This window comes from Dysgonomonas sp. 521 (assembly GCF_010501055.1).
Taxonomy (GTDB): domain Bacteria; phylum Bacteroidota; class Bacteroidia; order Bacteroidales; family Dysgonomonadaceae; genus Dysgonomonas.
In genome coordinates, this window is the sequence record NZ_QVMO01000015.1 from 37611 (window position 1) to 61961 (window position 24351).

A 24351-nucleotide genomic window follows, 5' to 3' on the forward strand; every position below is an offset into this window, starting at 1 on the left:
AGAGTTTTATTGAGTTAAAATAATTTACTTAATGCTGAAAAGCGATGAGCGATACATAAACTTCCCTGCAATCATTTACTAATTCCCCCAAACTATCTTCATCCATCATATCGGCCAGTTCAAAATTTGCAGGATTACTGATAAACTTATCCAACCCGTCAGCTAATAATTTTATATCCTCCTTCCGGCAATCAATGGTAATTGTTTGCGAATATTTGGAGGAAGAATCCAAATCTTTGATTGCTACTTTCCCGCTCTGTAAACACTCCAGAACAATAGCGGACAAGTCTGTCAGAACATCGACAGCTATATCAAAGTGCGGGACATATCCTTCATCTATTTTAAACGATAAGTCTCCGTTCTCCAGGCCTCCGTTTTTGAGTAGCGAAGCAAGGCCTGTATCTTCTAAAATTGTACACAGTTCAAAATCTGAGGTTTTCCGAGTGCCAAAATAGTCTAATAATAAAAAGGAATCATCAGAGCTTCCAATGTAATTTCCCCACCATTTATCTATAAACATAAGCTATACTTTATTTTTCATTATTTCAGGTATCTCCCATTTATTTTTAGCCTTGACAACCTTTACCTCTTTGTCCTTTTTGGGGTTGTAGGCAATCACTTCAGGATATTGGTCATTCTGAATTTTGGTTATAATTTCCTGTTGCAAAAGGTCACTGGCTGCGAATATATTGGCATAGGCATTTAGCCGCCAGAATATCATCAAGGCAATACCTTTGTCACACATCGGATGTTTCAGTATATGTTCAGCCGCTTCGGGCTTCGTTATATGACAGGCTATGCCATATAACTCCATTGCCGAATGGCAACGCTCGATGCGCGTTTCCAGATATTCTCCAAACCATGACAAGACTTCCAGTGATTCGTAGAGGCTGTAAGGTTCTTCTCCCGATACTGCCTGAAACATAATATCAGGGATAAGTTCAGGCTCTCCCATATCGTCTTGTGGACTGTAATGAATATCTGATTCCGAATAAAAACCTTTTTCGTAGTTTGTAATAATTGTTTTTATCAGGTCAAAAACATCCTGATCAGATTTTGCATTTGCATCCCATTTATAACGCTGGTATTCCTGAGGGTATGCCCGCCAGAATATCATCAAGGCTGTAGCCTTACTACATAATGGCTGCTCTGTAATCCATTGCAGGTGTGGAACCTGAATATCCCAATTAACAATGTCCGCCAGATAATGCAGGTCGTAAGTATCCAGTTTTGACAATGCCCCTATATCAAGGTTTGGGTCTTCTCTGAAAGTCTGTTCTATATAAAGTCCGCGTTGCTCGTCCATTGGCAGGGACTTCTATTTTTTGAGGAAGCAGGTTTTCAGTACTATACTTGAGCCGTCAATTTTACAATCCACTTCGGTCGGTTCTTCCGTAAGGCGGATACTTCTCACTTTTGTCCCTCTCTTTATTACCATTGAGGAACCTTTTACTTTCAGGTCTTTGATTACCGTAACGGCGTCGCCATCCATCAGCTCTGCGCCATTACTGTCTCTGGGTGTTGTATCTTCTGTTTCTTCGGATGCATGGCCTGTCCATTCATGAAAACAATCCGGACAAATAAAGGCAGTCCCGTCAAAATATGTATTTTCCATACCACATACAGGACAATTTGGAGTATCTCCCATTTCGCGTCAAATTTTTTATTAGTGTTAATTGCAAAGATAAGGCAAATAGAAGGGGTATGCAAATCGCATTAGTAGCAAAGCTAGCGCAAACGCACAAATTATTTAACCCCTATCGAAGGCATGTAGGACAAAAATCATTTCATAAAAAACGTCTTTCTACGTAAAATATAATATGAGAGACTCTGTTACAATAAAAAACCGCTTATTTACCCTTTCGGATATATTGAATTGTAAACAAGGCGCTTATAAGTGTGAATGGCCGGACAATCTTTTCTGTTAGCCCCCCTTCTCCTATGCTGATTGTGAAAATCAGCATAGGAGAAGGACAATGCTAATACTATTCACTACCAACACGACATTACGGGCTGTAGAATAGGCCTTTTTACTTCCGTAGGCAACACTTTGCTTACCTAAGGTTATGAAGATGTGGTTTTTCACCCCCCCCCTGATTCGTATCATTAAATGAAAAATTTCGATATGTCTCAAATATATTAATCATAACGTATTTCTTTAATTATAATAGCGAATGTTATATATTTTAATCATAATATATTCATTCGTACAATATAAACTTTCAAAAACAAGTGAAACCTCTGTTAAATATATGGAGATTGAATACTCTACTACAAACGGAAGTATATATCTTGTTCAAAAAAATAAAACAGCCGAAAACAGACTAAAAATGAACGAAGAAAAAGTATAATAAAATATTCGTATAAAATTTAAACAGTTACTTAGTAAGATCAAAAAATGATGTATCTTTGTGCGCATTAAATAAACATCCCATACTTACCATTTATGCACGAAAAAATCATTATCCTTGATTTCGGGTCGCAAACCACCCAGCTTATAGGTCGCAGAGTGAGAGAACTCAACACATACTGCGAAATAGTTCCCTACAATAAATTCCCTTTTGGCGATGAGACAGTTAAGGGGGTTATCCTTTCGGGAAGCCCTTTTTCGGTAAACGACGCGAGTGCGTTCAAGCCGGATCTGAGCCAGATAAGAGGGAAATATCCTGTATTAGGTATTTGTTATGGTGCGCAGTATCTAGCCTATACCTCCGGTGGAAAGGTTGAAAAGAGTGACTCCCGCGAATATGGAAGGGCACACCTGTCTAAAATCAACTCTTCGGAAGCTCTGTTCGATGGCATACAGGAAGGCACTCAGGTGTGGATGTCGCATGGCGATACCATCACCACCCTTCCCGATAGCTTCAGCATCATAGCAAGCACAAGTGATGTGGAGGCTGCCGCATACAAGGTAGAAGGAGAAAGCACATGGGCTGTACAGTTTCATCCGGAAGTTTTCCATACCACAGATGGCACACGTCTGCTGAGCAACTTCCTGAACATATGTAAAATAGGCCGCGACTGGTCTCCGGCCTCATTTATCGATACTACCGTTGCTGCTCTCAAAGAGCAACTGGGAGATGATAAAGTGATCCTTGCTCTTTCGGGCGGTGTCGATTCATCCGTCACAGCTGTCTTATTAAACAGGGCAATAGGAAAGAACCTGACCTGTGTATTCGTTGACCACGGACTGCTACGCAAGAATGAATTTGAGAATGTCCTGAGAGATTATGAACATCTGGGACTTAATGTGAAGGGCGTTAATGCCAAAGAGCGTTTTTATAAAGCGCTGGCAGGTGTTACCGATCCTGAACAAAAGCGTAAGATCATAGGCAAGGGCTTCATTGATGTATTTGATGAAGAAGCCCACAAACTGACCGACATTAAATGGCTGGGACAGGGTACTATCTATCCCGACATTATAGAATCGCTTTCCATCACAGGGCATGTTATCAAGTCGCATCACAATGTAGGCGGGCTCCCTGAAAAGATGAACCTCAAACTGGTAGAACCTCTCCGGTTGTTATTCAAAGACGAGGTACGCCGTGTAGGGCTTGAGCTTGGAATGAAAGAAACACTTATCAAGCGTCATCCGTTCCCGGGTCCGGGACTTGGTATTCGCATATTGGGAGATATCACTCCCGAAAAGGTGGAAGTTGTTCAGAATGCAGACGATATATATATCCGTATGCTCCGCGAATATGGGTTGTATGACCAGGTATGGCAAGCCGGTGCTATATTGCTGCCTATCCGTTCGGTAGGAGTAATGGGAGACGAGCGCACGTATGAAAATACAGTTGCCTTACGCGCCGTAACTTCTACAGACGCGATGACAGCCGACTGGGCGCATCTTCCTTACGAATTTCTGGCAAAGGTTTCCAATGAGATTATCAACAAAGTAAAAGGTGTGAACCGCGTAGTGTATGATATATCTTCAAAACCACCTGCAACTATCGAGTGGGAGTAAACAATATATAATACAAAGGGCGGATAAATTATCCGCCCTTTGTTATAGTATAACATACACTTATCCTCTTATTTCCATAAGCACGGCTTTCATTTTTGCATTCTCGCACTTTATCTCAAGGAGCTTATCCTCCCCTGCCTTTGTGATGCAAAAGTACATCTGCCGCTTATCTCCTTCTCCAAGCATACGCTTTATTAACCCTTTATCTTCAACAGATTTGATAACCTTCGATGCATTCGAACAAGTGAGCCCAAGCATATCAGCTATTTCCCCCGAAGAGTATTTACCTGTTTTCAAACTGCAAAGAAGCATCCCTTCATTCAGGGAAAGCGCATGCTCTTTCTGGAATTCCGCTTCAAAATTCCTGATGGAGCGGTATATATCCCTGATAGAACACAATGTTTCTTCCATCGGTCTTACTTCTTTTCCAGTAATACTTTATCGATAGCTTCTTTCAAAACATTCTTAGGCAACGCACCCTGTGCCATCTGCGGCGCACCATCCATAGGCACAAATAAAAGGCTCGGTATACTTCTTATGCCAAACATCGCCGCCAATTCCTGTTCCGCTTCCGTATCTATCTTATAGATATAGATTTGGCCGTCATATTCCTTTGCCAGTTCTTCCAACACAGGTGCCACAGCCTTACACGGGCCGCACCAGTCGGCATAAAAATCTATCAGGGCAGGTTTGTCCCCGAGATATTTCCATTCTTTAGGATTAGCTTCATAGTTAGCCACCTTTTTCAAAAAATCTATTTTGTTCAGATGTATTGTTTTCATTTTGTTCTCCTTTTTAGCAGGCTCTTCCACTGTGCTTTTTTTTGCTTGTCCGCAAGCTGTCAGCGAAAAAGCTGCGATGAATAATATTAATGCGAATTGTCTCATTATCAATTTGTATTATATTCTTTTATCTGGTCTTTATAAATACCTTGCTGCGGGCTATCCGTTGTTTGACAGTATCCCGTTATACAGCACGATGTATTTATCATCACGGCAAAAATACCTAAAATCAACCGTATAAAACGAATTACCCTCCTATTCTTTACATATTTATTCATTTTTCTTTTCTTTTTTGAAAAGACTGAATATCAAGCTTCCCATCACAGCACCCCATATCACGCTCATTGTAGGAGATGCCGTAATAGGGCATGTGCCGCTTGCACAGCCAATATAGAACCAGTACAGATAACCACCGGTACCACCAGCCAAAGCCCCGACCGGATATGTCCAGTTTTTCTTTAATATATTAATTACCTTGTTCATTTACGTCTAAATTAATTATTACAATACAAAAGTAATATTTATTTTCCATTGGAACAAATTTCTTCAAAAGAAATTTTCCATTTTACAGCTGTTCTTCTTTTTGGCATTTCCCAAAAGGAAGTAAAAGACTAGTGCTTTGTCCCTAGGCGGGACAGATCCACGGAGTCGCAACGCAATGTCAAGACAGAGAACAGACCCCAATGTCATTAAGTCAGGCTTTTTTCCTCTTTGTCATGCTGAGGGACGAAGCATCCCGTGTAGGCAAAGTGCTTTTAATAAAAGGGATCCTTCACTATCGTACAGCGAAGCGGGGCGCAATGCTTTTTTGCTTCCTTTTGGAGCTTCGGGCAAAAGGAGGGCTAGCAATCTGTGATTGCGCGCAGGAAAATGATTAAAGAACAATCTCATTAGTCATATTTTCAACTATCGACTCACTTTAATAATAATGAACTGTCGCCATAGCTTAAAAAACGATAGCCCGAATCCAAAGCATGCTTATATATACTTTTCCAATTACCACTCCCTACAAAAGCGGATACCAACAATAAAAGCGTGCTCTGCGGTTGATGAAAATTAGTCACTATACCGTCTACAATCTTAAATTTATATCCGGGAGCAATGATAATCTGTGTATCGGCAATCAATGTATTCAACGAATTCCGATCCAGATATGCTATAATATTCTGTAAAGAATCGGCTACAGATAGCACATTGTTCGAATCAGTATAAGGCATCCATTGCGGCACATGCAAACGGGTAGTCGTTTTATCCTCTAGTAAAACGCCTATATAATACAGGCTTTCCAGTGTCCGTACAGATGTAGTTCCCACTGCGATTATTTTCCCTTCATGGCTCAGTAATCCCTGGATAAAGTCTTTTCTTACCGAAATAAATTCGGAATGCATCACGTGTTCTCCGATCAATTCGGATTTTACCGGGCGAAACGTACCGGCTCCGACATGCAATGTTAATTCGGCCAGCTTTACACCCCGTTCTTTCAGGGATTCCATAACTGCGGGGGTGAAATGCAATCCTGCAGTAGGAGCAGCGACCGAACCGTCTATTTTAGAATATACAGTTTGATAGGTTTGCTTATCCTGCTCCTCCATATCCCTGTTCAGGTAGGGTGGGATTGGCAATTCTCCAACTATTTCGAGCAATTCGGAGAATGTAACATCTTGATTATCCCATTCAAACTCTATTATATGCGAATCTCCATGCGACTGTTTCCTTGAGGCTTTTAAGCTTATCGTTTCCCCGTCTTTGTCAATCTGCTTTATTAGGCTTCCTTCTTTCCACTTTTTCAGGTTACCTATCAGGCAAACCCAGGAGCATCGTTCTGTCTGTTGGAAGTTAAGCAGATAATCATTTGGAGAATGGGGCTCCAGGCAGAATATCTCAATCTGTGCTCCTGTCGCTTTTCGGAAATGAAGCCTGGCCTGTATTACTTTTGTATTATTGAATACAAGTAAACTATTGTCGGGCAGGAAGTTCTCCAGATTTCTGAAAATTGCATCTGTAATTTCCCCGTTCCGGTATACAAGAAGTTTCGAATTATCCCGTTTAATTAAAGGATACTTAGCGATACGTTCATCGGGTAGCTCGTAGTTATAATCCTGAATATGTATCTGCCGGGGATTTGATATTTTCACTTTTCACTTTTTTTATCCGACAAAAATAAGGAACTTTGTGTGAATAAAAAAGCTGGAAAGAATCTGTTTGGATAGCTTGACAAGAATAATTAAGATTTATGAAGATTGGAGATAAGGTGCGCTTCCTCAACACTACCGGGGGCGGAATAATAAAAGGGTTTCAGGGAAAGGATATCGTATTGGTGGAAGATGAGGAAGGATTTGACATTCCTGTACTTATCCGCGAAACAGTAGTTATAGAACCGGTAAACGATATACAGGTAAGGCAATCAGCAAAGCCATCCCGGGAAGTAGAGATACAGCAACGCCCGTCAGCAAAACCCGAAGAAGAATACAAACCCGAAGAGACCAAAGAAGGCGAATTGCTTACCGTACTGCTCTCATATTTACCCATCGATATAAAGAACCTTAGTTCTACCAGCTTCGAATGTTACCTGATAAACGATAGCAACTATTATCTGTCATACAACTATATGAGCCGGACAGATGCCGGTTGGGTAAGCCGTGCGACAGGGACAATAGAACCGAATACCAGGCTTTTTCTGGAAGAATTCGAAAAGTCTGAACTGAATGATATAGAAAAAGTGTGCCTGCAATTCTTCGCCTATAAAAAAGATAAACCTTACTCTTTAAAAAACGCTTACTCTGTGGAGGTCCGTATCGATACCGTCAAATTCTATAAACTCCATAGCTTCAAGGAGAATGATTACTTCGAAGACGATGCTATGCTTTATCCTATCGTGCGGAGAGACTTGGGAGAGAAAGAGCTGACTATTTCGCCCGAAGAAATCGCCGTAGCAATGAAGGAAAAGGAATCGGGTCAGCGTCCGCGTATACAGCCAATCGCTAAAAAAGAGAAAAAGCCAATTCTGGAAATAGACTTGCACATCGATGAATTGCTGGACAATACCAATGGGCTTTCTTCGGCTGACATACTCGAATACCAGCTCAAAAAATTCAGGGAGGTCATGGATGAGAACCGGAAAAACAGGGAACAGAAGATCGTGTTCATACACGGAAAAGGAGACGGCGTATTAAAGAACGCTATCCTAAAGGAATTAAAGACAAACTATAAAACCGCATACTATCAGGACGCTTCTTTCCGTGAATACGGCTACGGGGCAACGATGGTCACTATTAAATAATATTTTAAAGAACTACACTAACATTATTTACATGAAAAAAAGGATACTTACATTACTTGCTATCGCAACAGTACTAATGGGTTGCGATACTGTTCAGCAGAGTTTATCAAGTACATACAATATGATAAACTGTGAATACAACTACAAATCCATATCAGGGTTGACCGTTTCCGGCATGAACCTGTCTAATGGATTGTCAGTAACCTCTATACCTAAAATCACGTCGATACTTTCCGGCTCGGCATCATCCATACCTTTAAACTTTACGCTGAATCTGGATGTAAAGAACCCGAACCAGTCTGCGGCCGCTCTGAACGGTATGCAATATATCATAAGCATCGACGATATCCAGTTCACTACCGGCTCGGTAAATCAGGCTCTGAACATCGGAGCAGGACAATCGCAGACATTGCCCCTGACTATAGGCGTAGACCTTGTTTCCTTAATGAAGAACAACTCAAAGGACGCTGTGTTAGATATCGCCAAAAACTTCATTGGTGTTGGCAGCAAGAAGTCGAATGTCAAAGTACAGTTGAAGCCTACATTTATGGTAGGTAGTGTTCCGGTCACATCGCCAGTCTATATACCTGTAAGTTTCAGCTTTGGAGGGAACTAAACAACGGTTGTAGTTGTTTAACCTCTATATGAACCTAACAAGAACGGATATGGAATACAATATCAGCCATAATGAACCGGAGAGCCGCTTCGAAACAGAAGTAGAAGGCAAACTAGCGCTTGTAGACTATCGCAAAAGGGATAATATCTTTATCGTAACCCATACCGAAGTGCCCGAAGAGTTGGAGGGTAGAGGGATAGCAGCCGCGCTTACTAAGACCCTGCTGGATTATGTCCGCGACAACGGACTAAAAGTGAGGCCTGTATGTCCTTATACAAAGATGTATATACAGCGGCATCCCGAATATAATGATATTGTAGCCGGACTATAAAAGCAGCAAAAGGAAACAAGTTTTCCCGGAAATAAAAAAGTATCCTTGTTATCCCTTGGCAGGCAGGGGGTAGCAGGTCTTTTTCATATCCGGTTATCCTTTAGTTTTCTGCTTGCTCCTTCTGCGGTCGTCATACACCGAAATCATCCAGAATATGCCGCAGGCAGAGGCGATAAGCGCTATCGGTGCAAGAACCTGGAGCGACTCCAGTGCGCTCTTTCCACCTATGAAGTATGTGCCGAAAGCCACCAAGGCAATCAGAGCATACATTACCCCGAAAATAGCGATCATATTCCCGATAAACGGGTTTGAGCTCACTACCTTTTTCTTTTGACGGGTCAAAGCCTTCTCCGCTTCTATCTGGTGCATGATCCTGTATTTGAGATTCTCTCCGGCTGTCATCTTCGTTCCCGAGAGAAGTTCCCTTATTTTATCATCTTGCGTATTCATCTGAGTTATATATTATAACACCCTTCCTGACCTCCCCAAATGGGAGGAGTAGGCAAAGCCTGGTAAAAGTGTTTATGAATTAATTATAGTAACTAACTGCTAACTGTTTATTATTGACTGCTAACTGTCTAAGTCTTCATCTGTTCCAGAATATAGGCAAACCGTTTTCGCGCCCTGTGCAGCTTTACCTTTACATTGGTATCCGTCAGCCCGGTAATCTGTACAATCTCTTTTACCGGATTGTCTTCCAGATAGTACAATGTAAGTAACAAAGCTTCATCCTTAGGCATTTTGTCCATTGCCTCATTTACCATTGCCTTCCTCTCATTTTCTTCAACCTGAGCCATAGTGTCCCATTCTGAGTAGGAATTATCCATATCTATCTGCTTATAATCTACAAACTCGGTATTATAAGCCGTATTCCGTGTTTCCGTGATTGCCGTATTGTAGACAATCCTGTAGAACCATGTCGAGAATTTACTGTCAGCCCTGAAAGTATGTAAATTGTGAAAAGCTTTGACAAAGGCATTCTGCACAATATCTTCTGCGTCCTGCTTGTTGCCACAGACACGGTAGGCTATGGTAACGGCCATATCCTGATAGGTGTCTACAAAGTAGCCGAAAGCAGATGTGTCTCCTTCCAGCACCTTGCGTATCAGTAGCTTTTCATCCATTATTATTCGTTGTCGTTGTTCAGATCCTCTTTATCTTTCACTGTCAGGTAAAATGCCAGGTATGACAACCCAAGGAACAGGATAGTAGAACTTGTTATTACCAGAAACTCCATGTAATATTCGAAATGGATAAACATCGCGATAATGATTCCGACTACCAGACCTAGGGCTATTCCTATACAGAGAATCCCGTTGCGCAACGACCGGTACTTATTGGGTGCGGGCTTCGACCTTACCGGAGGAACGATCCCGTGCTTTGCAAGTTCCATGCGTTCATTTGAATTCGAATTTATAAACTTCACAAGGACATAAGCACCCAAAATGACAGGTAAACCAAATATACAAATGACTCCTAAAATAGGGATCAATAATGTCATAAACTCTTCCATAATCTATTATTTATTTTGTTAATAATCTGTTTTCGAATATATGACTACACAAAGTTTCATTCGGTTACAGATTTTCTGATATTTTTTCGGAAAATATTATCGAAGTATTCTAAAACTGTTTAAATTTTATAGCAAATCTATCCTAAAATTGCTCAAAACAGGCTGGCAATATAATTCAAACAGCTTCTAAATACCAAAAGTACACTAATTACCAAATATCTACCAAATACTGCCATTGAAAAAGTAACACGAATCTCAAAAGATATTTGGTTCCGTCGATTTTCAATTCAATTCTGCTCTCGCTCCTTAAAGACGTTCACTTATTTTTTTCTATCTTTGTTCTCTTGTAGTTATTATTAAGAATTCATCTAAACAAAATACAGACTGTGTCAAAAAAGATAGCCGAAACTCCTCTGATGAAGCAATATTTCGAAATCAAGGACAAACATCCCGATGCTATATTGCTGTTCCGTGTAGGAGACTTTTATGAAACATTTTCGCAGGACGCTATCGATGCTGCCGAAATATTAGGGATCACACTCACCCGGCGGGGGAATGGTACAGCCCAGTTTGTAGAACTTGCAGGGTTTCCGCATCATGCGTTGGATACTTATTTGCCCAAATTGGTAAGAGCAGGGAGGCGTGTCGCTATATGCGATCAGCTGGAAGACCCGAAGCAAACAAAAACCTTGGTAAAGAGAGGTATTACCGAGCTGGTTACTCCTGGGGTCTCTATCAATGATAATATACTGAACCATAAGGAAAATAATTTCGTATGTGCCATACATTTTGCTAAAAGTGGCTGTGGCATATCGTTCCTTGATATTTCTACCGGAGAATATCTTGTAGCGGAGGGTACAAAAGAATATGTAGATAAACTCCTTGCTAATTTTTCGCCTAAGGAAGTCCTGGTAGAAAGAAGCAAGAAGAAACTGTTTGAAGAATATTTCGGTAACCGCTTTTTTATTTTCGAACTCGACGACTGGGTATTTACAGAAGATACGGCACGCGGCAGGCTTCTGAAACATTTTGAAACCAGAAACCTGAAAGGATTCGGCGTAGAGCATCTTACAAATGGTATAATCGCGGCCGGAACCATACTTCACTATCTGGATGTTACGCAACATACCCAGATAGGGCATATAACAGCCCTTTCCCGCATCGAGGAAGACAAGTATGTCCGCCTCGATAAATTTACCGTTCGCAGCCTGGAAGTTATTTCCACAATGAACGAGGGAGGGAAGAGCCTGTTGGATATTCTGGATAAGACCGTTTCGCCGATGGGCGCCCGTATGCTTCGCCGTTGGCTTGTTTTCCCGTTGAAGGATATACAGCCTATTAATAGTCGTCTTTCGGTTGTCGAATATTTTTTCAAGGATATAGAACTGAAAAATCTGCTGGAAGAACAATTGTCGCTGATTGGCGATTTGGAACGCATCATATCTAAAGTTGCAGTAAACAGGATTAGCCCGCGCGAAGTAGTCCAACTCAAGGTTGCCCTGAAAGCGATAGAGCCGATACGGAATGCCTTTCTTGCATCGGATGAGCCGAGCTTACGGGAGATAGGAGAGAAGTTGAACCCATGCCCCGTCATCAGGGAGCGTATCGAAAAAGAAGTGCAGCCCGACCCTCCGTCTTTGCTTAATAAGGGGAATGTAATTAGCCGAGGAGTGAATGCCGAACTGGATGAATTGCGCGATATCGCCTATTCTGGTAAAGATTACCTGCTGAAAATCCAGCAACGGGAAACCGAAGCGACAGGTATTTCTTCACTCAAAATCAGCTTTAACAACGTATTCGGTTATTATATCGAAGTAAGGAATGCGCATAAGGATAAAGTCCCTGAAAACTGGATACGTAAGCAGACTCTGGTAAATGCCGAACGCTATATTACGCAGGAACTGAAGGAATATGAAGAGAAGATACTGGGAGCCGAGGAGAAAATAGCGGCGTTGGAATCCGTTATATTCAATGATCTTGTGCTGAGCCTTGTAGAATATATCCCGACAATACAGGTAAACGCGAATCTGATAGCACAGACCGACTGCCTGCTGTCATTTGCCAAAGCGGCCAAAGAAAATAAGTATATCCGCCCGGAAATTAATGATACGGATGTGCTGAAGATTAAGAATGGGCGCCATCCTGTGATTGAAAAGCAGTTGCCGTTGGGCGAATCGTATGTAGCCAACGATGTTACACTAGATAGTGATAAGCAACAGATAATTATTATCACAGGGCCAAATATGGCGGGTAAATCCGCCCTCTTGCGCCAGACAGCTTTGATAACCCTGATGGCTCAGGCCGGAAGCTTTGTTCCTGCCGAGTCTGCACAGATAGGGCTTGTGGACAAAATATTTACCCGTGTAGGGGCTTCCGATAATATCTCGCTGGGGGAATCTACTTTCATGGTAGAGATGAACGAGGCCTCTGACATACTGAATAACCTGTCTCCGAAAAGCCTCGTTCTGTTCGATGAATTGGGGCGTGGGACAAGTACGTATGACGGCATTTCCATAGCATGGGCCATTGTAGAATATATACATGAGCACCCGAAAGCAAGAGCCAAGACTTTATTTGCGACTCACTATCATGAGTTGAACGAAATGCAGAAATCCTTTAAGCGGATAAAGAATTTCAACGTCTCTGTTAAAGAGGTAGATAATAAAGTGATATTCCTCCGCAAACTGGTTCCGGGAGGCAGTGAACACAGCTTTGGTATCCATGTGGCAAAAATGGCGGGTATGCCGCAGAGTATCGTAAAACGGGCCAATTCGATACTGAAGCAACTCGAATCCGACAACCGCAGACAGGGAATATCCAAGCCAATAACCGATATAAAAGAAAACAGGGAAGGTTACCAGCTTAATTTCTTCCAGTTAGATGACCCTGTACTCAGCCAGGTACGTGACGAAATAAAATCGCTGGATGTAAATAACCTCACTCCTGTAGAAGCCCTGAATAAATTGAACGAGATAAAGAAGATAGTATCGGGGAAATAGAGCAAAATACTCATCATATTATTTAGAATAGTTTTACTTGAAAAGGGTAGAATTAGCTTTTGATAAGTTTTTATGTTAATAAAGTTATTTTACTGAAGTTTTTTTTATTCCTTTGTATATTGAACCAAACTAACAAACAGCTATTTCGGCAAAAATGAATCGTAAAAAAATATTAGTCACAGGAGGAGCCGGTTTTATAGGCTCCCACCTATGTGAAAGATTGTTGAGTGATGGGAATGAAGTTCTTTGTCTGGATAATTATTTTACAGGCTCCAAGGACAACATTGTCCATCTGCTGGATAACCCTTATTTTGAATTAATCAGGCATGATGTGGTTCATCCCTTTCACGTGGATGTAGATGAGATTTATAATCTGGCATGTCCTGCTTCCCCGGTTCATTATCAGTATAACGCGATAAAGACGATCAAGACTTCTGTTATGGGAGCTATCAATATGCTCGGACTGGCCAAGCGCTTGAAGGCAAAAGTACTGCAGGCATCTACCAGTGAAGTTTACGGAGACCCAAGTGTACACCCACAGCCAGAATCGTATTGGGGGAATGTGAATCCTATTGGTATTCGTTCTTGCTATGATGAGGGGAAACGTTGTGCCGAAACTTTGTTTATGGATTATCATCGCCAGAATAATGTGAGGATAAAGATTATACGTATCTTCAATACTTATGGGCCGAATATGAATCCGGATGACGGGAGGGTTGTATCCAATTTTATAGTGCAGGCTTTGAAAGGAGAGGATATAACGATCTATGGAGATGGGACTCAAACCAGAAGCTTCCAATATGTAGATGACTTGGTGGAAGCTATGATCCGTATGATGGCGACTGATGACTCTTTTACAGGCCCTGTAAATACCGGCAATCCGAGTGAGTTCACAATGCTTGAACTGGCAAACCTGATTCTTGACCTGACTGGTTCTAAATCGAAACTGATATTTAAACCCTTACCTAGTGATGATCCGAAGCAGAGAAAGCCGGATATTACTTTAGCCAAAGAGAAACTCAACTGGGAGCCTCAGGTACAATTGAGAGACGGATTGGTAAAAACGATTGATTATTTCGATAAAATATTAAAATAGCTAATATTATGAAAGTATTTCTAAGAACGGGATTAGTTGCTTTTCTACTTTTAATATCCACAATAACAAGCGGACAAAATAATGTTGCTGTTTTTGGCGTAAGAGCCGGTATAAATTTCTCTGGAACTGACAATGCTCCCGATGCCAAGACTAAAGTTGGATTTAATATAGGAATAACGACCGATTTTAGGTTATCTGATAAAATGTATTTGCTGACAGGATTGGAATATACGGTAAAAGGGGCTAAAAGTGAATCCTTTATACCAGCAGGAGATGATAATTGGGGGGTACATCATGATGATCATACCTTTACTTCAAAAGAAAAGCTAGGTTATTTGCAGTTGCCGTTCCATGTCGGTTATTTGTGGCCCATAAACAGGGATATACGCCTAATGTTCCATGCCGGGCCTTACATAGCATACGCCATGAATGGAAAAATTAACAGGAAGTCTTTATATGACGACGGAAGAAAAGAGGAAGAAACCATAGATTTCTTCGGTGTAGGTGTCAGCAAATTTGACTGGGGATTAGGAGGCGGAATAAATCTTGAATATGAAAGGTATGTTCTTGGTTTAGGATATGATCGAGGTTTGAGGAATTATACTCCTGATTATAATGACAAGGCCAGAACAAGAAATATGTATATAACGCTAGGATATATGTTTTAAAAAATATAAAGAATGAAACTTTCAATTATTATTCCCGCTTATAACGAAGCCAGAACTATACATCTCATATTAGATAAGGTCATTGCAGTACAATTGATTGATAATATTGAAAAAGAAATTATCATAGTAAATGATTGCTCTAAGGACGATACGGTTGAAGTTGTACAGGCATATATCGCAAACCATTCAGGTTGTGACATGAAGCTTTTCGAACAGCCTGTGAATATGGGTAAAGGGGCGGCCCTGCACCGGGGTATAAAAGAAGCCACTGGCGATTATCTGATTATACAGGATGCCGATTTGGAATATGACCCTGAAGAGTATAATATACTCTTAAAGCCAATAGTAAATGGTTTTGCCGATGTTGTTTATGGCTCACGGTTTATGGGTGGAAATCCTCACCGCATACTATTCTTCTGGCATTCTATTGGTAACAGGTTGTTAACCTTTGTATCCAATATGTTTACCAACCTGAACCTGACGGATATGGAAACCTGTTATAAGCTATTCCGTTCCGATATAATTAAGTCTATACCACTGCAGGAGAGACGCTTCGGCTTCGAACCGGAGGTAACGGCTAAAGTTTCACGATATCCTAAGGTAAGGATATATGAAGTTGGAATTTCCTATTATGGACGTACCTACGAAGAAGGAAAGAAAATCGGCTGGAGAGACGGCATGAGGGCCTTTGTGTGTATGCTTAAATACGGCTTATTCCGAATGAAATAGAATAACTATAATGAAGATAAAAAAGGATTTACTGACTTGACAAAATTGCTCCATGACAGTAGATCCTTTTCTTTTTTCAGATTTTCTTTATAAATATTGATTTGGCCATTCTCCGAAAAGAATTTTTTAATTCCATTTGATATATCTTCCGCTGATACGGATGCGACAACAAGGCCTGTTTGTGACGTTTCTACGCTTGTGCCCAATGCGCCAACGTTTGTCGCTATCATGGGCGTTTCCATCTGATAGGCAATCGTTACCACCCCGCTTTGTGTTGCCGACCTGTAAGGTAAAACCAGCACATCCGCCGCCGAAAAGAATGTAGATACCATTTTATCCGGAATATATTGCTCGTGTACACTCACATTTTCCTTATAGGGCAGTTTCTCTATTTGTTCCGAATATTTACTGAAACCATCATAGCTTTCGCCTGCAATGATTAGCTGGTAGCTGTCATCGAGGCTTTTCATGGCTTCGATTAATATATCCAGGCCTTTGTATTCCCTGATAAGCCCAAAGAATAATAAGTTCTTTTTGTCTTCCCTGATACCAAGATTTTCGCATGCAGTATTCCTGTCTATCGGTTCGCCATAGTGATTGTAAATGGGATGAGGATGTAATATAACCTTTGCATCCTTTTTGAGGGACAATAGGTCTTCCCTGACGGGCTCACTAAGTACGATGAACCCATCGCATCTGTTGAAGAAGAACTTGGCCAGAGGCTTATCTATAACCCTTTTTTCGTGTGGGATAGCATTGTGGATAAGCGCTATAATTTTAATTTTCTTATCCAGTAACAGGCAGACAGAACTAAAAGCCGGCACCATAAACGACATCCAGTAAGCGATAACCACTACATCCGGCTTATATCTGTTTATTTCTTTAGCGGTCTGTATATAACTGAACGGATTTATACTGTTCAGTATCCTGTTGACGTCTATATCGGAAGATTCGCCTTCAGGCACATACTGCGTTTTTCCCGGAAATAAGAAATCGGGATACATTTTTGTAAAAGAGAAAACCTGCACCTCGTTCTGTCTCATCAGCTCAATGCTCAGTTGTTCACTGAACTGGGCTATACCGCCCCGGTAAGGATGAAAAGGTGACAGAATGGCTATTCTCATATATGTTTTTCTTCCAATACTTTATGGATATGCGCAACGATGGAATCTTCGGTAATCCTCTCCAGACAGGCATAGTCTCCTCTCTGGCAAGGCTGGTCTCCGTAGACAGAGCATGGCCTGCAATCAAGGTCAACCTGAACTGCGTTCTTAATATCCTGCTTGAACCCATAGAAGCCCAACGATGGATGTGTAGCACCCCAAATAGACACCACCGGCACTTGAACCAGTGAAGCCAAGTGCATATTAGCAGAGTCCATCGATAACATGAGGTCTAGGTATGAAATCAGGAGAAGTTCCCTCTCCAGATTCAATTTACCCATTGTATTTATTGTTTTGGGATATTTCTTAGCCCATTTCGATAAAACTTTGTCCTCTTCCTTCCCTGAACCGAAAAGGAAAATGGAAATATTTTCGTCCCTGGATAATTTCTCAATTACTTTTTCCATTTTTTCCAACGGGTATATTTTCCCTTTATGCTTAGAAAAAGGAGCTATTCCAACCCATCTCCCCGTTTTTTCGGTTGCGATGGCTTTCAGGTTGGAAAAATCTTTAGGCATAAATTGCAGGATATTTGTAAACACCATAGGTGCAGGAAAACCCAGTCTGTCAAATACATCCTGATAGCGCTGGATGGTACTTTCCAGAGGATGATCCAATGTCTTTTTTGAGATAAGTTCTTTTTTGCCTTTTCGTCCTTTGTCGATACATGCTACTTTTCTGCCTGTCAGAGTCATAAAAAAGCGTATAGCCTTCGATCTGAGAACATCATGTTCGTCTGCCACATGTGAAAAACCCAGAGTAGCTATTCGCCTTATTATCCTGAATATGCCTGTAACGCCCTTGTGTCTGCCTTTAATATCAAGTGGAATAACATTAATGTTAAACCCGAGATTCTCAAATAATGGAGCAAAGGCCTTGCGCGTCATCACGGAGAATCGGTCTTGAGGATACTTTGCCGCAACAGAAAAAATGACAGGCACAAGCATTGCAACATCTCCGAAGGAAGAGATACGTATCACTAATACTTTAGCCATAAATGTGTAAATTTGTGTTAGTTATTTAGAATCCTTTCCATATAAAACCGGATTAAGAGCAGGGTCATTATACATTTTCATTTGTTTGTATACCTTCATATACTTTTCTCCTGCTTCTATATCCTTCAATAATTCTTCTATAGCTATAGATAAATCTTCACGCTGGGTTAGTAAAATATCAAGTTTTTTAGATACTTGTTCGTGATGGTCTTTATCTGTATCTTTTCTATCTACTTCTTGTTGCATGTGATATATCTTTAATGCAAGAATCGATAAACGGTCAATGGCCCAGGCGGGGCTTTCCGTATTGATGCGGGCATGCGGGACGATTTGAACGTCTTTATACTTGTCTAAAAAGTAGCTGTCGATCAGCTCTACCAGGTCTGTCCTGTCCTGGTTTGATTTATCTATCCGCCTTTTTAATCCCAGAGCTTCTGTAGGGTTAATTTCAGGATCGCGGATAATATCTTCGAGATGCCATTGAACTGTATCGATCCAGTTCTTTAAATACAGGTAGTATTCGATAGATTTTTCTTGGTATGGATTCTGAATTGGCGCATCTACATTATCTGTTTTGTGATAGTTGTATATCGTTTCTCCAAAAATACGGTTGCTCAACTCTGTGAAAGTCATAATTCAGATAGATTTAATTTTATTGTTCCTTGTCTTTATTTAATCTTTATATAAGTCTTATTCATGGTTATTTTTTGTCAGCCCATGTTTCCCTATCCAAATTTCGGTAATTTATTGCTTCTGCCAAATGTTTTAACAGAATTTTTTCTGAATTATCTAAATCTGCGATAGTTCGGGATACTTTTAGTATGCGATCGTATGCTCTGGCAGATAAATTGAATCTGTCCATCGCCGTTTTCAATAATTTAAGGCCTTCATCATCAGGAGAAGCATACTTAGTAAGCATCTTAGGTGTCATCTGGGCATTACAGTGAATGCCTTCCTCATCCTTGAAACGTTCTCTTTGTATTTCGCGTGCCATGATTACGCGTTCACGTATAAGCCTGCTGGCTTCTGCTGGGGTCTTATCCGATATTTTCTCGAAAGGAACAGGCACTATCTCGATATGTATATCGATGCGGTCGAGCAATGGGCCTGATATTTTATTCAGGTATTTTTGTACAGCTCCGTTAGGGCATACACATTCTTTTTCGGGATGATTGTAATATCCGCATGGACAGGGGTTCATGGACGAGACTAACATAAAGCTGGCAGGGTATTCTACGCTGAACCTGGAGCGTGAAATACTGATCTTCCGGTCTTCGAGAGGCTGCCTCATCACTTCAAGAGCGTTGCGGCTAAATTCGGGGAGTTCATCCAGAAACAGGACGCCGTTGTGCGCCAGGCTTATTTCGCCGGGTTGGGGATATGTTCCGCCTCCGACCAGCGCTACGTCCGAAATAGTGTGGTGCGGGCTGCGAAACGGGCGATGCGACATAAGGGAGGTCTCCGTGCCTATTTTTCCTGCTACGCTGTGTATTTTTGTAGTTTCCAGTGCTTCCTGCAGTGAGAATGGCGGCAAAATGGACGGCATACGCTTTGCCATCATTGATTTACCTGCGCCGGGAGGGCCTATCATAATTAAGTTGTGCCCGCCTGCTGCTGATACTTCCAGTGCCCGTTTTACATTTTCCTGTCCTTTTACATCCGAAAAGTCGAATTCGAAAGATTGCTGGGCGTTATAAAATTCGGCACGGGTATCTACGGTTGTTTTTTCAAGCTCTGCTTCTTCGTTAAAAAAGCCGACTACTTCTTTAATGTTATTCACTCCATATACATCCAGATTGTTGACAACGGCGGCTTCACGCGCATTTTTACTTGGCAGTACAATTCCTTTGTAGCCTAATGTCCTTGTCATTATAGCAATGGGCAATACGCCTTTGATAGGTAGTATGCTGCCATCGAGGGAAAGTTCTCCCATTATTATGTAATCTTCCAGTTTGTTGGGTTCTATGCTGCCGGATGCTGCCATGATACCGATTGCAAGGGGTAGGTCATAGGCTGTGCCTTCTTTCCGGATATCGGCCGGAGACATGTTTATTACCACCTGCTGTCGGGGAAATTTATATCCGTTTACCTGTAGTGCCGATATAATGCGCTCGTGGCTCTCTTTTACAGACGCATCGGGCAGACCGACAAGCATAAATTTTATGCCTTTCGAGCAATTAACTTCTATTGTAATCGGAGTAGCCTCTATTCCCTGTACAGCGGCTCCAAATATCTTTACCAACATTTTTTGAATGAAACTAAGTAGTCTGTATTGTTTAGCAAAGATAAGAAAAAAGTATACGAAACATAATATAAGTGATAATATAGTAGGGCGTGAAATTATTAAATCTCTATTGAGGCATGTAGTGTGCGTGCAAAAAGTGACAAAGGTGACACTTTTTTCATTACTTTTCCTTGTTACCTTTTCTTCTCATTATAACCTGTAACTACTACTAATAGATAATCCTATTCATTTTTTATCACCGTAGGGACTGGGCTCTGCCCTGTCCGTTATTTCCGCCGCGCAATTTATCATGTGGATCGGTTGTATGCGGACAGGGTAGAACCCTGTCCCTACGGGTGGATGAATCGTAGGGGCGACCTGCCGGTCGCCCTAAATGAACAATGAAAACTGTATCAACGGGCGACCGGCAAGTCGCCCCTACCAGTTCCCGCAGGCAGAACCAACCACCTGCGGGATAATTTTATATCGGATTGTAAATCCTGAGAGTAAGAACTTCGGGACTATAGCCCCCGACGGGTAGGCTCACAAGTGCTTATGCACCCTGAATAATATATAATTTATATTTCAAGATTATATGTATCAATGAATATAATATCATTTATTATTAGTACTTCACACAGCGAATAGACATCCCAACTGCACGGCCGTCTTGCCCGGTGCGGACACGCAGGGGATACTTATCTTGACCATAGGTTGTTCCAGTTGCAGTATAATTTTTCGTAAAGTGTAGACTGCTTGAGTTTTTTCCTGAGGTAGGATCACTGCTTTTATTGGCATGACGGTCGGAGCTCCAGTAAGCGCCAACTGCGCCAACATCGGACAATTCACCCTTTGCTGCAGCCTCTTCCCTACCACCTGGAGCAAGACGCTGGCCGCCTGCCGGCAAGTAAAGTATACGCCCTACCAAAAAGCCGCTGAAGCCTTTATTGTTTTCAAAATCGCCTATCCTATTCCATCTGTTAGCATACTTCCTATTGTCCCATGATTGGGTTCCATTTTCCAACATGTCATAAGATGCGTATCCTCCCGTATCAGGAAAATGGCCATCCAATAAAGACCTCCACATTTTTATGCTCGGAACTATCCAACCCTCATCCTTCGGGCAAGGGTTATTATCTGGATATTTCCATGTAGGTTTGTAATCATCGTAGTTACCTTGTCCCCAAAGGTCTTGAAATTTTTCTGGTTCATTCATCCAGGCGGCATGATAAGGATCAGGATTTGCCCCCGCTGCTAAATAGTTCTTGATAAACTTACCATATCTGGGGTCGGTATCTTTTACTTGCCCGTTTCCATCTACTTCTGAGGTCTGTGCCAGAGTTGAGCTGGTTATACCAGTTCTATCTCCTTTTCCGGGTGGGTAGGGATATACATCATCATCGGGCAGGTCACGCCAGAAATGCCCCTTACCCTTTTTATCATCTCTTATGCGTCCCCATTGGAATAGATGACCTAGCATAATACACGGATCATTCTCATCCTCAGCCCCAAGGTTCACATGAGCAAAGGTAACTTTGGTCAGTCCCTCACTCACTACACCATTTTTCCATGCATTTACATAAATAGGTTGCAAGTCGCGAATACCGTCATTGTTCAAGTCTTCGTCAGGTACATGTACTACCATTATATCAAAATCCTTGGACTGGACTGTTTTACCTCCAACTGTCATCCGACAGGTGATAGTTACAATTTTCGTCTTGTTACCCAAATGGTCAGGAGTTAGATCTTCGCCATTAAAATATGATGAAGGTTTGTATTTAAAGGTACTTGCACTTTCACCCTCCGACTTCACATCACCATCTACCAACCATTGGTAGTAGGTCGGTGTACTGCTTGTGTGCTGAGCAAACAGATCCAGATTCTGATAGGTAAACATATAGAATCCGGTATCGTCATTTATCGAAAGATGGGAGGAGTACAATGCACAGGCAGTTACTTTAGCGGCTTCCTCTATTATAGGGAAAGACTCAGATTTAGATTTACACATAGATATCCATTTATCGCCATTCCAGTACTCGAGGCAATTGTTGGAAGTATTGTATATAGTCAGTCCTTTGACTTTATTTCCTGTTTTTGTCAATTTTTCGCGTTGCTCCATGTTCAGGTGTGGCATACGGAGGCCTTTCTGATCCGAATTCAGTTCCAGAAGCGAAAAAGACTCAGGAGCCTTGTTGCTACCTATTGTTACCTGCGCCTGCATCTGCATGCCCAGCAATATGAGTAATATGATAAGAGTTAGTCTCATTTTGTTTGCATTTTAGATGATTTGAATATTTGTAAATTCCCTTGCTGCGCGGGCTATTATCTTACCACATTTACGGTAAGTGGTGCGGTGTTATATGGATTACCATCTATTATCATCTGGCAAAGAATGGTTACTGTCACTTTACCATCCGCATCCCAAGCCAAATCGTCGGAGGGAGAGTAAATAAAGGTCTCGCCTATATTTACAGCTACGTTATTCACTACCCACAGGTAGGATGTAGGAGCGTTGCCCGAATAACCGGTTTTGTCCAACGACAGGCTTAAACTGTGGGTAGATACCAACGGATTTGTAGGGTATGTTGGGTCAGCTATTTTTATAGTTGTACTCCCTCCGCCAGGCAGGAAGGTAGGTATATCACTATTGCAGGCGTCGATCCATTCAGTACCATTCCAAAACTGAAGACATTTGGCATCTGTGTTATAAATAGTCAGTCCTTTGGCTTTTTCATTGCTTTTGAAAGCTGTTGTAGTCAATGCGGTGAGTTCGTCATTGCTAAGTTGCGGAAGGCGCAGGCCTCCTTTAGTGTACGTGGTAATGATTTCCAACACCGAAAAATCCTGCGGAGCCTCATCCGACCCAATGGTTATTTGTGCTCTTATGCCAGGGTTCAGAAACCAAAAGGCTGCCACGATGGCTATCAGTCGCCATAAGTTTTTTGCTGTACTTTGTTTTTGTGTCTTAGTTGTTTTCATAAAAGTAATTTTTAAGCCACCCCCTCCCGGCCTCCCCCAAAAGGGGAGGAGACCGGAGAGATGGAAAGATGAATAATACACCTCACCCCAACCCTCTCCACAGGAGAGGGGGAAGCAGAGGCTCTGTTTATTATATTTAAATTTGATTTGCCTTGACCGCCTCGCGCTCTTCCCTCGCTTCTCCCTCTCCTTTTGGGGAGGGCCGGGGTGGGGCCGGAAGTACCCGAAGGGGGAAGGGTTAGACAGATAGATAGAATATGTTGACCGCTTGCAGGGGCTGGGGTGGTTTGACCGCCTCGCGCTACCTCCCCTTTTGGGGGAGGCAGGAGGGGTGTATTACGGGGAGGCTCCGCCCTGCTACTTTCGCAAGCGGCGGGCAGAATAAGTAAAGACAAATAAGACAACATTGTTGAAGACAACAAGACGGTAATATCGCCTCCCCGGATGTTAAAAAAATTCATGTATCTTTGTTTCTGATGTAGTTGTGAATACATTATAGTTTACTTTACCCTGTTTAATCTTTCCGGTCTGTCACTATATAAGCGACAGACTTTTTGTTTTGCAATACTAACTATACTTCTGGTATATAGTTGTTTATGTCTTTATTCCGAAAAAAACAGCAATCTTCCGACCCTCTTTTATATCGCTGTTTATCAATTACTTATAAAATGTTTGACAATTGTTTGACAAATCAATTTCGGGGAGAGATTCTCAGGAATTAATATATCCCTATAATACAATGACTTAACCCTCGGCAGATACCCTCTGCCGGGCTTCCGTGTTTAACAAATTGTTTGACACGTGTTTTCATTTTTTTATTTTCTCACTTACCGACCTTATTATAAGGGCATTACAAAATGCCTTTTCTGCTGTCTGTCGCTTATATAGTGACAGACTTTTTTTCAGTTATTATACTAGTGTCATGTCAATTTGATAATGTCTGACAAATATCGTATATTTGCCACAAAAGCAACTATGGCAATACGATACAAAGTGACATTAACTGAGG

25 protein-coding genes are annotated in these 24351 nt (G+C 41.6%); 8 read left to right on the forward strand and 17 right to left on the reverse strand.

Annotation, left to right across the window (positions count from 1 at the left end; translation table 11 throughout):
- Positions 1-28: 28 nt before the first annotated feature.
- The 3 genes from D0T84_RS06765 to D0T84_RS06775 are packed head-to-tail and all read right to left on the reverse strand — an operon-like array spanning position 29 to position 1648.
- The gene (locus D0T84_RS06765; RefSeq protein WP_163307126.1) at positions 29-520 is read right to left on the reverse strand and encodes an imm68 putative immunity domain-containing protein; all 492 of its coding nucleotides are present in this window, start codon (positions 518-520) and stop codon (positions 29-31) included.
- A gap of 3 nt (positions 521-523) precedes the next feature.
- Complete coding sequence (locus tag D0T84_RS06770; RefSeq protein WP_163307127.1) at positions 524-1306, reverse strand: DUF4274 domain-containing protein; 783 nt, start codon at positions 1304-1306, stop codon at positions 524-526.
- A gap of 12 nt (positions 1307-1318) precedes the next feature.
- Positions 1319-1648, reverse strand: coding sequence for a zinc ribbon domain-containing protein YjdM (locus D0T84_RS06775; RefSeq protein WP_163307128.1), 330 nt, complete (start codon positions 1646-1648; stop codon positions 1319-1321).
- Positions 1649-2446: 798 nt separating this feature from the next.
- On the opposite strand from D0T84_RS06775, the gene guaA reads away from it, so the two are divergent.
- Complete coding sequence (gene guaA, locus D0T84_RS06780) at positions 2447-3967, forward strand: glutamine-hydrolyzing GMP synthase (protein WP_163307129.1); 1521 nt, start codon at positions 2447-2449, stop codon at positions 3965-3967.
- Positions 3968-4027: 60 nt separating this feature from the next.
- Here the strand turns inward: guaA and D0T84_RS06785 are convergent, their stop codons facing one another.
- The 5 genes from D0T84_RS06785 to D0T84_RS06800 form a co-directional block, all read right to left on the reverse strand.
- Positions 4028-4378, reverse strand: a complete 351-nt coding sequence (locus D0T84_RS06785; RefSeq protein ID WP_163307130.1) for a MarR family winged helix-turn-helix transcriptional regulator — start codon at positions 4376-4378, stop codon at positions 4028-4030.
- A 5-nt stretch (positions 4379-4383) separates the two neighbouring features.
- Positions 4384-4854, reverse strand: coding sequence for a thioredoxin (gene trxA / locus D0T84_RS06790; RefSeq protein ID WP_163307131.1), 471 nt, complete (start codon positions 4852-4854; stop codon positions 4384-4386).
- A gap of 2 nt (positions 4855-4856) precedes the next feature.
- Positions 4857-5027 (reverse strand): hypothetical protein, encoded by a 171-nt coding sequence (locus D0T84_RS22425; protein ID WP_185155703.1) that lies wholly within the window; start codon positions 5025-5027, stop codon positions 4857-4859.
- Positions 5020-5232: a hypothetical protein gene (locus tag D0T84_RS06795; RefSeq protein ID WP_185155704.1), complete on the reverse strand. Its 213-nt coding sequence runs from the start codon at positions 5230-5232 to the stop codon at positions 5020-5022. The genes D0T84_RS22425 and D0T84_RS06795 overlap by 8 nt, the downstream gene beginning before the upstream one ends.
- Before the next feature lie 431 nt (positions 5233-5663).
- A complete protein-coding gene (locus D0T84_RS06800) occupies positions 5664-6884 on the reverse strand; it encodes an S-adenosylmethionine:tRNA ribosyltransferase-isomerase (RefSeq protein ID WP_163307132.1) in 1221 nt (406 codons plus the stop codon).
- Positions 6885-6982: 98 nt separating this feature from the next.
- On the opposite strand from D0T84_RS06800, the gene D0T84_RS06805 reads away from it, so the two are divergent.
- The 3 genes from D0T84_RS06805 to D0T84_RS06815 are packed head-to-tail and all read left to right on the forward strand — an operon-like array spanning position 6983 to position 8976.
- Positions 6983-8029, forward strand: a complete 1047-nt coding sequence (locus D0T84_RS06805; protein WP_163307133.1) for a DUF2027 domain-containing protein — start codon at positions 6983-6985, stop codon at positions 8027-8029.
- A 31-nt stretch (positions 8030-8060) separates the two neighbouring features.
- Positions 8061-8645 (forward strand): LEA type 2 family protein, encoded by a 585-nt coding sequence (locus D0T84_RS06810; RefSeq protein WP_163307134.1) that lies wholly within the window; start codon positions 8061-8063, stop codon positions 8643-8645.
- Between the two features lie 49 nt (positions 8646-8694).
- Positions 8695-8976, forward strand: coding sequence for a GNAT family N-acetyltransferase (locus D0T84_RS06815; RefSeq protein WP_163307135.1), 282 nt, complete (start codon positions 8695-8697; stop codon positions 8974-8976).
- Positions 8977-9069: 93 nt separating this feature from the next.
- Here the strand turns inward: D0T84_RS06815 and D0T84_RS06820 are convergent, their stop codons facing one another.
- The 3 genes from D0T84_RS06820 to D0T84_RS06830 all read right to left on the reverse strand — a co-directional run bounded on the left by D0T84_RS06820 (position 9070) and on the right by D0T84_RS06830 (position 10489).
- Entirely contained in the window at positions 9070-9426 is a 357-nt protein-coding gene (locus D0T84_RS06820) for a hypothetical protein (RefSeq protein WP_163307136.1), read from the reverse strand.
- 128 nt (positions 9427-9554) lie between these two features.
- Entirely contained in the window at positions 9555-10100 is a 546-nt protein-coding gene (locus tag D0T84_RS06825) for an RNA polymerase sigma factor (RefSeq protein WP_163307137.1), read from the reverse strand.
- A gap of 2 nt (positions 10101-10102) precedes the next feature.
- Positions 10103-10489 (reverse strand): DUF6249 domain-containing protein, encoded by a 387-nt coding sequence (locus tag D0T84_RS06830; RefSeq protein ID WP_255495238.1) that lies wholly within the window; start codon positions 10487-10489, stop codon positions 10103-10105.
- A 416-nt stretch (positions 10490-10905) separates the two neighbouring features.
- Between D0T84_RS06830 and mutS the strand changes: the two genes are divergently transcribed.
- The 4 genes from mutS (at position 10906) to D0T84_RS06850 (ending at position 15981) form a co-directional block, all read left to right on the forward strand.
- Positions 10906-13488, forward strand: coding sequence for a DNA mismatch repair protein MutS (gene mutS / locus D0T84_RS06835; RefSeq protein ID WP_185155706.1), 2583 nt, complete (start codon positions 10906-10908; stop codon positions 13486-13488).
- Positions 13489-13642: 154 nt separating this feature from the next.
- Complete coding sequence (locus tag D0T84_RS06840) at positions 13643-14584, forward strand: UDP-glucuronic acid decarboxylase family protein (protein WP_163307139.1); 942 nt, start codon at positions 13643-13645, stop codon at positions 14582-14584.
- A gap of 8 nt (positions 14585-14592) precedes the next feature.
- On the forward strand, positions 14593-15252 hold the full coding sequence (locus tag D0T84_RS06845; RefSeq protein WP_185155705.1) for a porin family protein: 660 nt from the start codon (positions 14593-14595) through the stop codon (positions 15250-15252).
- A 12-nt stretch (positions 15253-15264) separates the two neighbouring features.
- Positions 15265-15981, forward strand: coding sequence for a glycosyltransferase family 2 protein (locus D0T84_RS06850; protein WP_163307140.1), 717 nt, complete (start codon positions 15265-15267; stop codon positions 15979-15981).
- Between the two features lie 5 nt (positions 15982-15986).
- Here the strand turns inward: D0T84_RS06850 and D0T84_RS06855 are convergent, their stop codons facing one another.
- The 6 genes from D0T84_RS06855 to D0T84_RS06880 form a co-directional block, all read right to left on the reverse strand.
- Positions 15987-17105, reverse strand: a complete 1119-nt coding sequence (locus D0T84_RS06855; protein WP_163307141.1) for a glycosyltransferase — start codon at positions 17103-17105, stop codon at positions 15987-15989.
- On the reverse strand, positions 17102-18139 hold the full coding sequence (locus D0T84_RS06860) for a glycosyltransferase family 9 protein (RefSeq protein WP_163307142.1): 1038 nt from the start codon (positions 18137-18139) through the stop codon (positions 17102-17104). The genes D0T84_RS06855 and D0T84_RS06860 overlap by 4 nt, the downstream gene beginning before the upstream one ends.
- A 21-nt stretch (positions 18140-18160) precedes the next feature.
- Positions 18161-18772 (reverse strand): DUF4254 domain-containing protein, encoded by a 612-nt coding sequence (locus tag D0T84_RS06865; RefSeq protein WP_163307143.1) that lies wholly within the window; start codon positions 18770-18772, stop codon positions 18161-18163.
- Positions 18773-18839: 67 nt separating this feature from the next.
- Entirely contained in the window at positions 18840-20384 is a 1545-nt protein-coding gene (locus D0T84_RS06870) for a YifB family Mg chelatase-like AAA ATPase (protein ID WP_163307144.1), read from the reverse strand.
- Positions 20385-20988: 604 nt separating this feature from the next.
- Positions 20989-22629 (reverse strand): hypothetical protein, encoded by a 1641-nt coding sequence (locus D0T84_RS06875; RefSeq protein WP_163307145.1) that lies wholly within the window; start codon positions 22627-22629, stop codon positions 20989-20991.
- Between the two features lie 56 nt (positions 22630-22685).
- On the reverse strand, positions 22686-23342 hold the full coding sequence (locus D0T84_RS06880) for a hypothetical protein (protein WP_163307146.1): 657 nt from the start codon (positions 23340-23342) through the stop codon (positions 22686-22688).
- Positions 23343-24351 lie beyond the last annotated feature (1009 nt).

What these genes read in the sequence shown, in the direction of transcription:
- D0T84_RS06765 (WP_163307126.1), bottom strand. Translation starts at nt 520, where the DNA reads ATGTTTATAGATAAATGGTGGGGAAATTACATTGGAAGCTCTGATGAT.
- D0T84_RS06770 (WP_163307127.1), bottom strand. Translation starts at nt 1,306, where the DNA reads ATGGACGAGCAACGCGGACTTTATATAGAACAGACTTTCAGAGAAGAC.
- D0T84_RS06775 (WP_163307128.1), bottom strand. Translation starts at nt 1,648, where the DNA reads ATGGGAGATACTCCAAATTGTCCTGTATGTGGTATGGAAAATACATAT.
- guaA (WP_163307129.1), top strand. Translation starts at nt 2,447, where the DNA reads ATGCACGAAAAAATCATTATCCTTGATTTCGGGTCGCAAACCACCCAG.
- D0T84_RS06785 (WP_163307130.1), bottom strand. Translation starts at nt 4,378, where the DNA reads ATGGAAGAAACATTGTGTTCTATCAGGGATATATACCGCTCCATCAGG.
- trxA (WP_163307131.1), bottom strand. Translation starts at nt 4,854, where the DNA reads ATGAGACAATTCGCATTAATATTATTCATCGCAGCTTTTTCGCTGACA.
- D0T84_RS22425 (WP_185155703.1), bottom strand. Translation starts at nt 5,027, where the DNA reads ATGAATAAATATGTAAAGAATAGGAGGGTAATTCGTTTTATACGGTTG.
- D0T84_RS06795 (WP_185155704.1), bottom strand. Translation starts at nt 5,232, where the DNA reads ATGAACAAGGTAATTAATATATTAAAGAAAAACTGGACATATCCGGTC.
- D0T84_RS06805 (WP_163307133.1), top strand. Translation starts at nt 6,983, where the DNA reads ATGAAGATTGGAGATAAGGTGCGCTTCCTCAACACTACCGGGGGCGGA.
- D0T84_RS06810 (WP_163307134.1), top strand. Translation starts at nt 8,061, where the DNA reads ATGAAAAAAAGGATACTTACATTACTTGCTATCGCAACAGTACTAATG.
- D0T84_RS06815 (WP_163307135.1), top strand. Translation starts at nt 8,695, where the DNA reads ATGGAATACAATATCAGCCATAATGAACCGGAGAGCCGCTTCGAAACA.
- D0T84_RS06820 (WP_163307136.1), bottom strand. Translation starts at nt 9,426, where the DNA reads ATGAATACGCAAGATGATAAAATAAGGGAACTTCTCTCGGGAACGAAG.
- D0T84_RS06825 (WP_163307137.1), bottom strand. Translation starts at nt 10,100, where the DNA reads ATGGATGAAAAGCTACTGATACGCAAGGTGCTGGAAGGAGACACATCT.
- D0T84_RS06830 (WP_255495238.1), bottom strand. Translation starts at nt 10,489, where the DNA reads ATGGAAGAGTTTATGACATTATTGATCCCTATTTTAGGAGTCATTTGT.
- mutS (WP_185155706.1), top strand. Translation starts at nt 10,906, where the DNA reads ATGAAGCAATATTTCGAAATCAAGGACAAACATCCCGATGCTATATTG.
- D0T84_RS06840 (WP_163307139.1), top strand. Translation starts at nt 13,643, where the DNA reads ATGAATCGTAAAAAAATATTAGTCACAGGAGGAGCCGGTTTTATAGGC.
- D0T84_RS06845 (WP_185155705.1), top strand. Translation starts at nt 14,593, where the DNA reads ATGAAAGTATTTCTAAGAACGGGATTAGTTGCTTTTCTACTTTTAATA.
- D0T84_RS06850 (WP_163307140.1), top strand. Translation starts at nt 15,265, where the DNA reads ATGAAACTTTCAATTATTATTCCCGCTTATAACGAAGCCAGAACTATA.
- D0T84_RS06855 (WP_163307141.1), bottom strand. Translation starts at nt 17,105, where the DNA reads ATGAGAATAGCCATTCTGTCACCTTTTCATCCTTACCGGGGCGGTATA.
- D0T84_RS06860 (WP_163307142.1), bottom strand. Translation starts at nt 18,139, where the DNA reads ATGGCTAAAGTATTAGTGATACGTATCTCTTCCTTCGGAGATGTTGCA.
- D0T84_RS06865 (WP_163307143.1), bottom strand. Translation starts at nt 18,772, where the DNA reads ATGACTTTCACAGAGTTGAGCAACCGTATTTTTGGAGAAACGATATAC.
- D0T84_RS06870 (WP_163307144.1), bottom strand. Translation starts at nt 20,384, where the DNA reads ATGTTGGTAAAGATATTTGGAGCCGCTGTACAGGGAATAGAGGCTACT.
- D0T84_RS06875 (WP_163307145.1), bottom strand. Translation starts at nt 22,629, where the DNA reads ATGAGACTAACTCTTATCATATTACTCATATTGCTGGGCATGCAGATG.
- D0T84_RS06880 (WP_163307146.1), bottom strand. Translation starts at nt 23,342, where the DNA reads ATGAAAACAACTAAGACACAAAAACAAAGTACAGCAAAAAACTTATGG.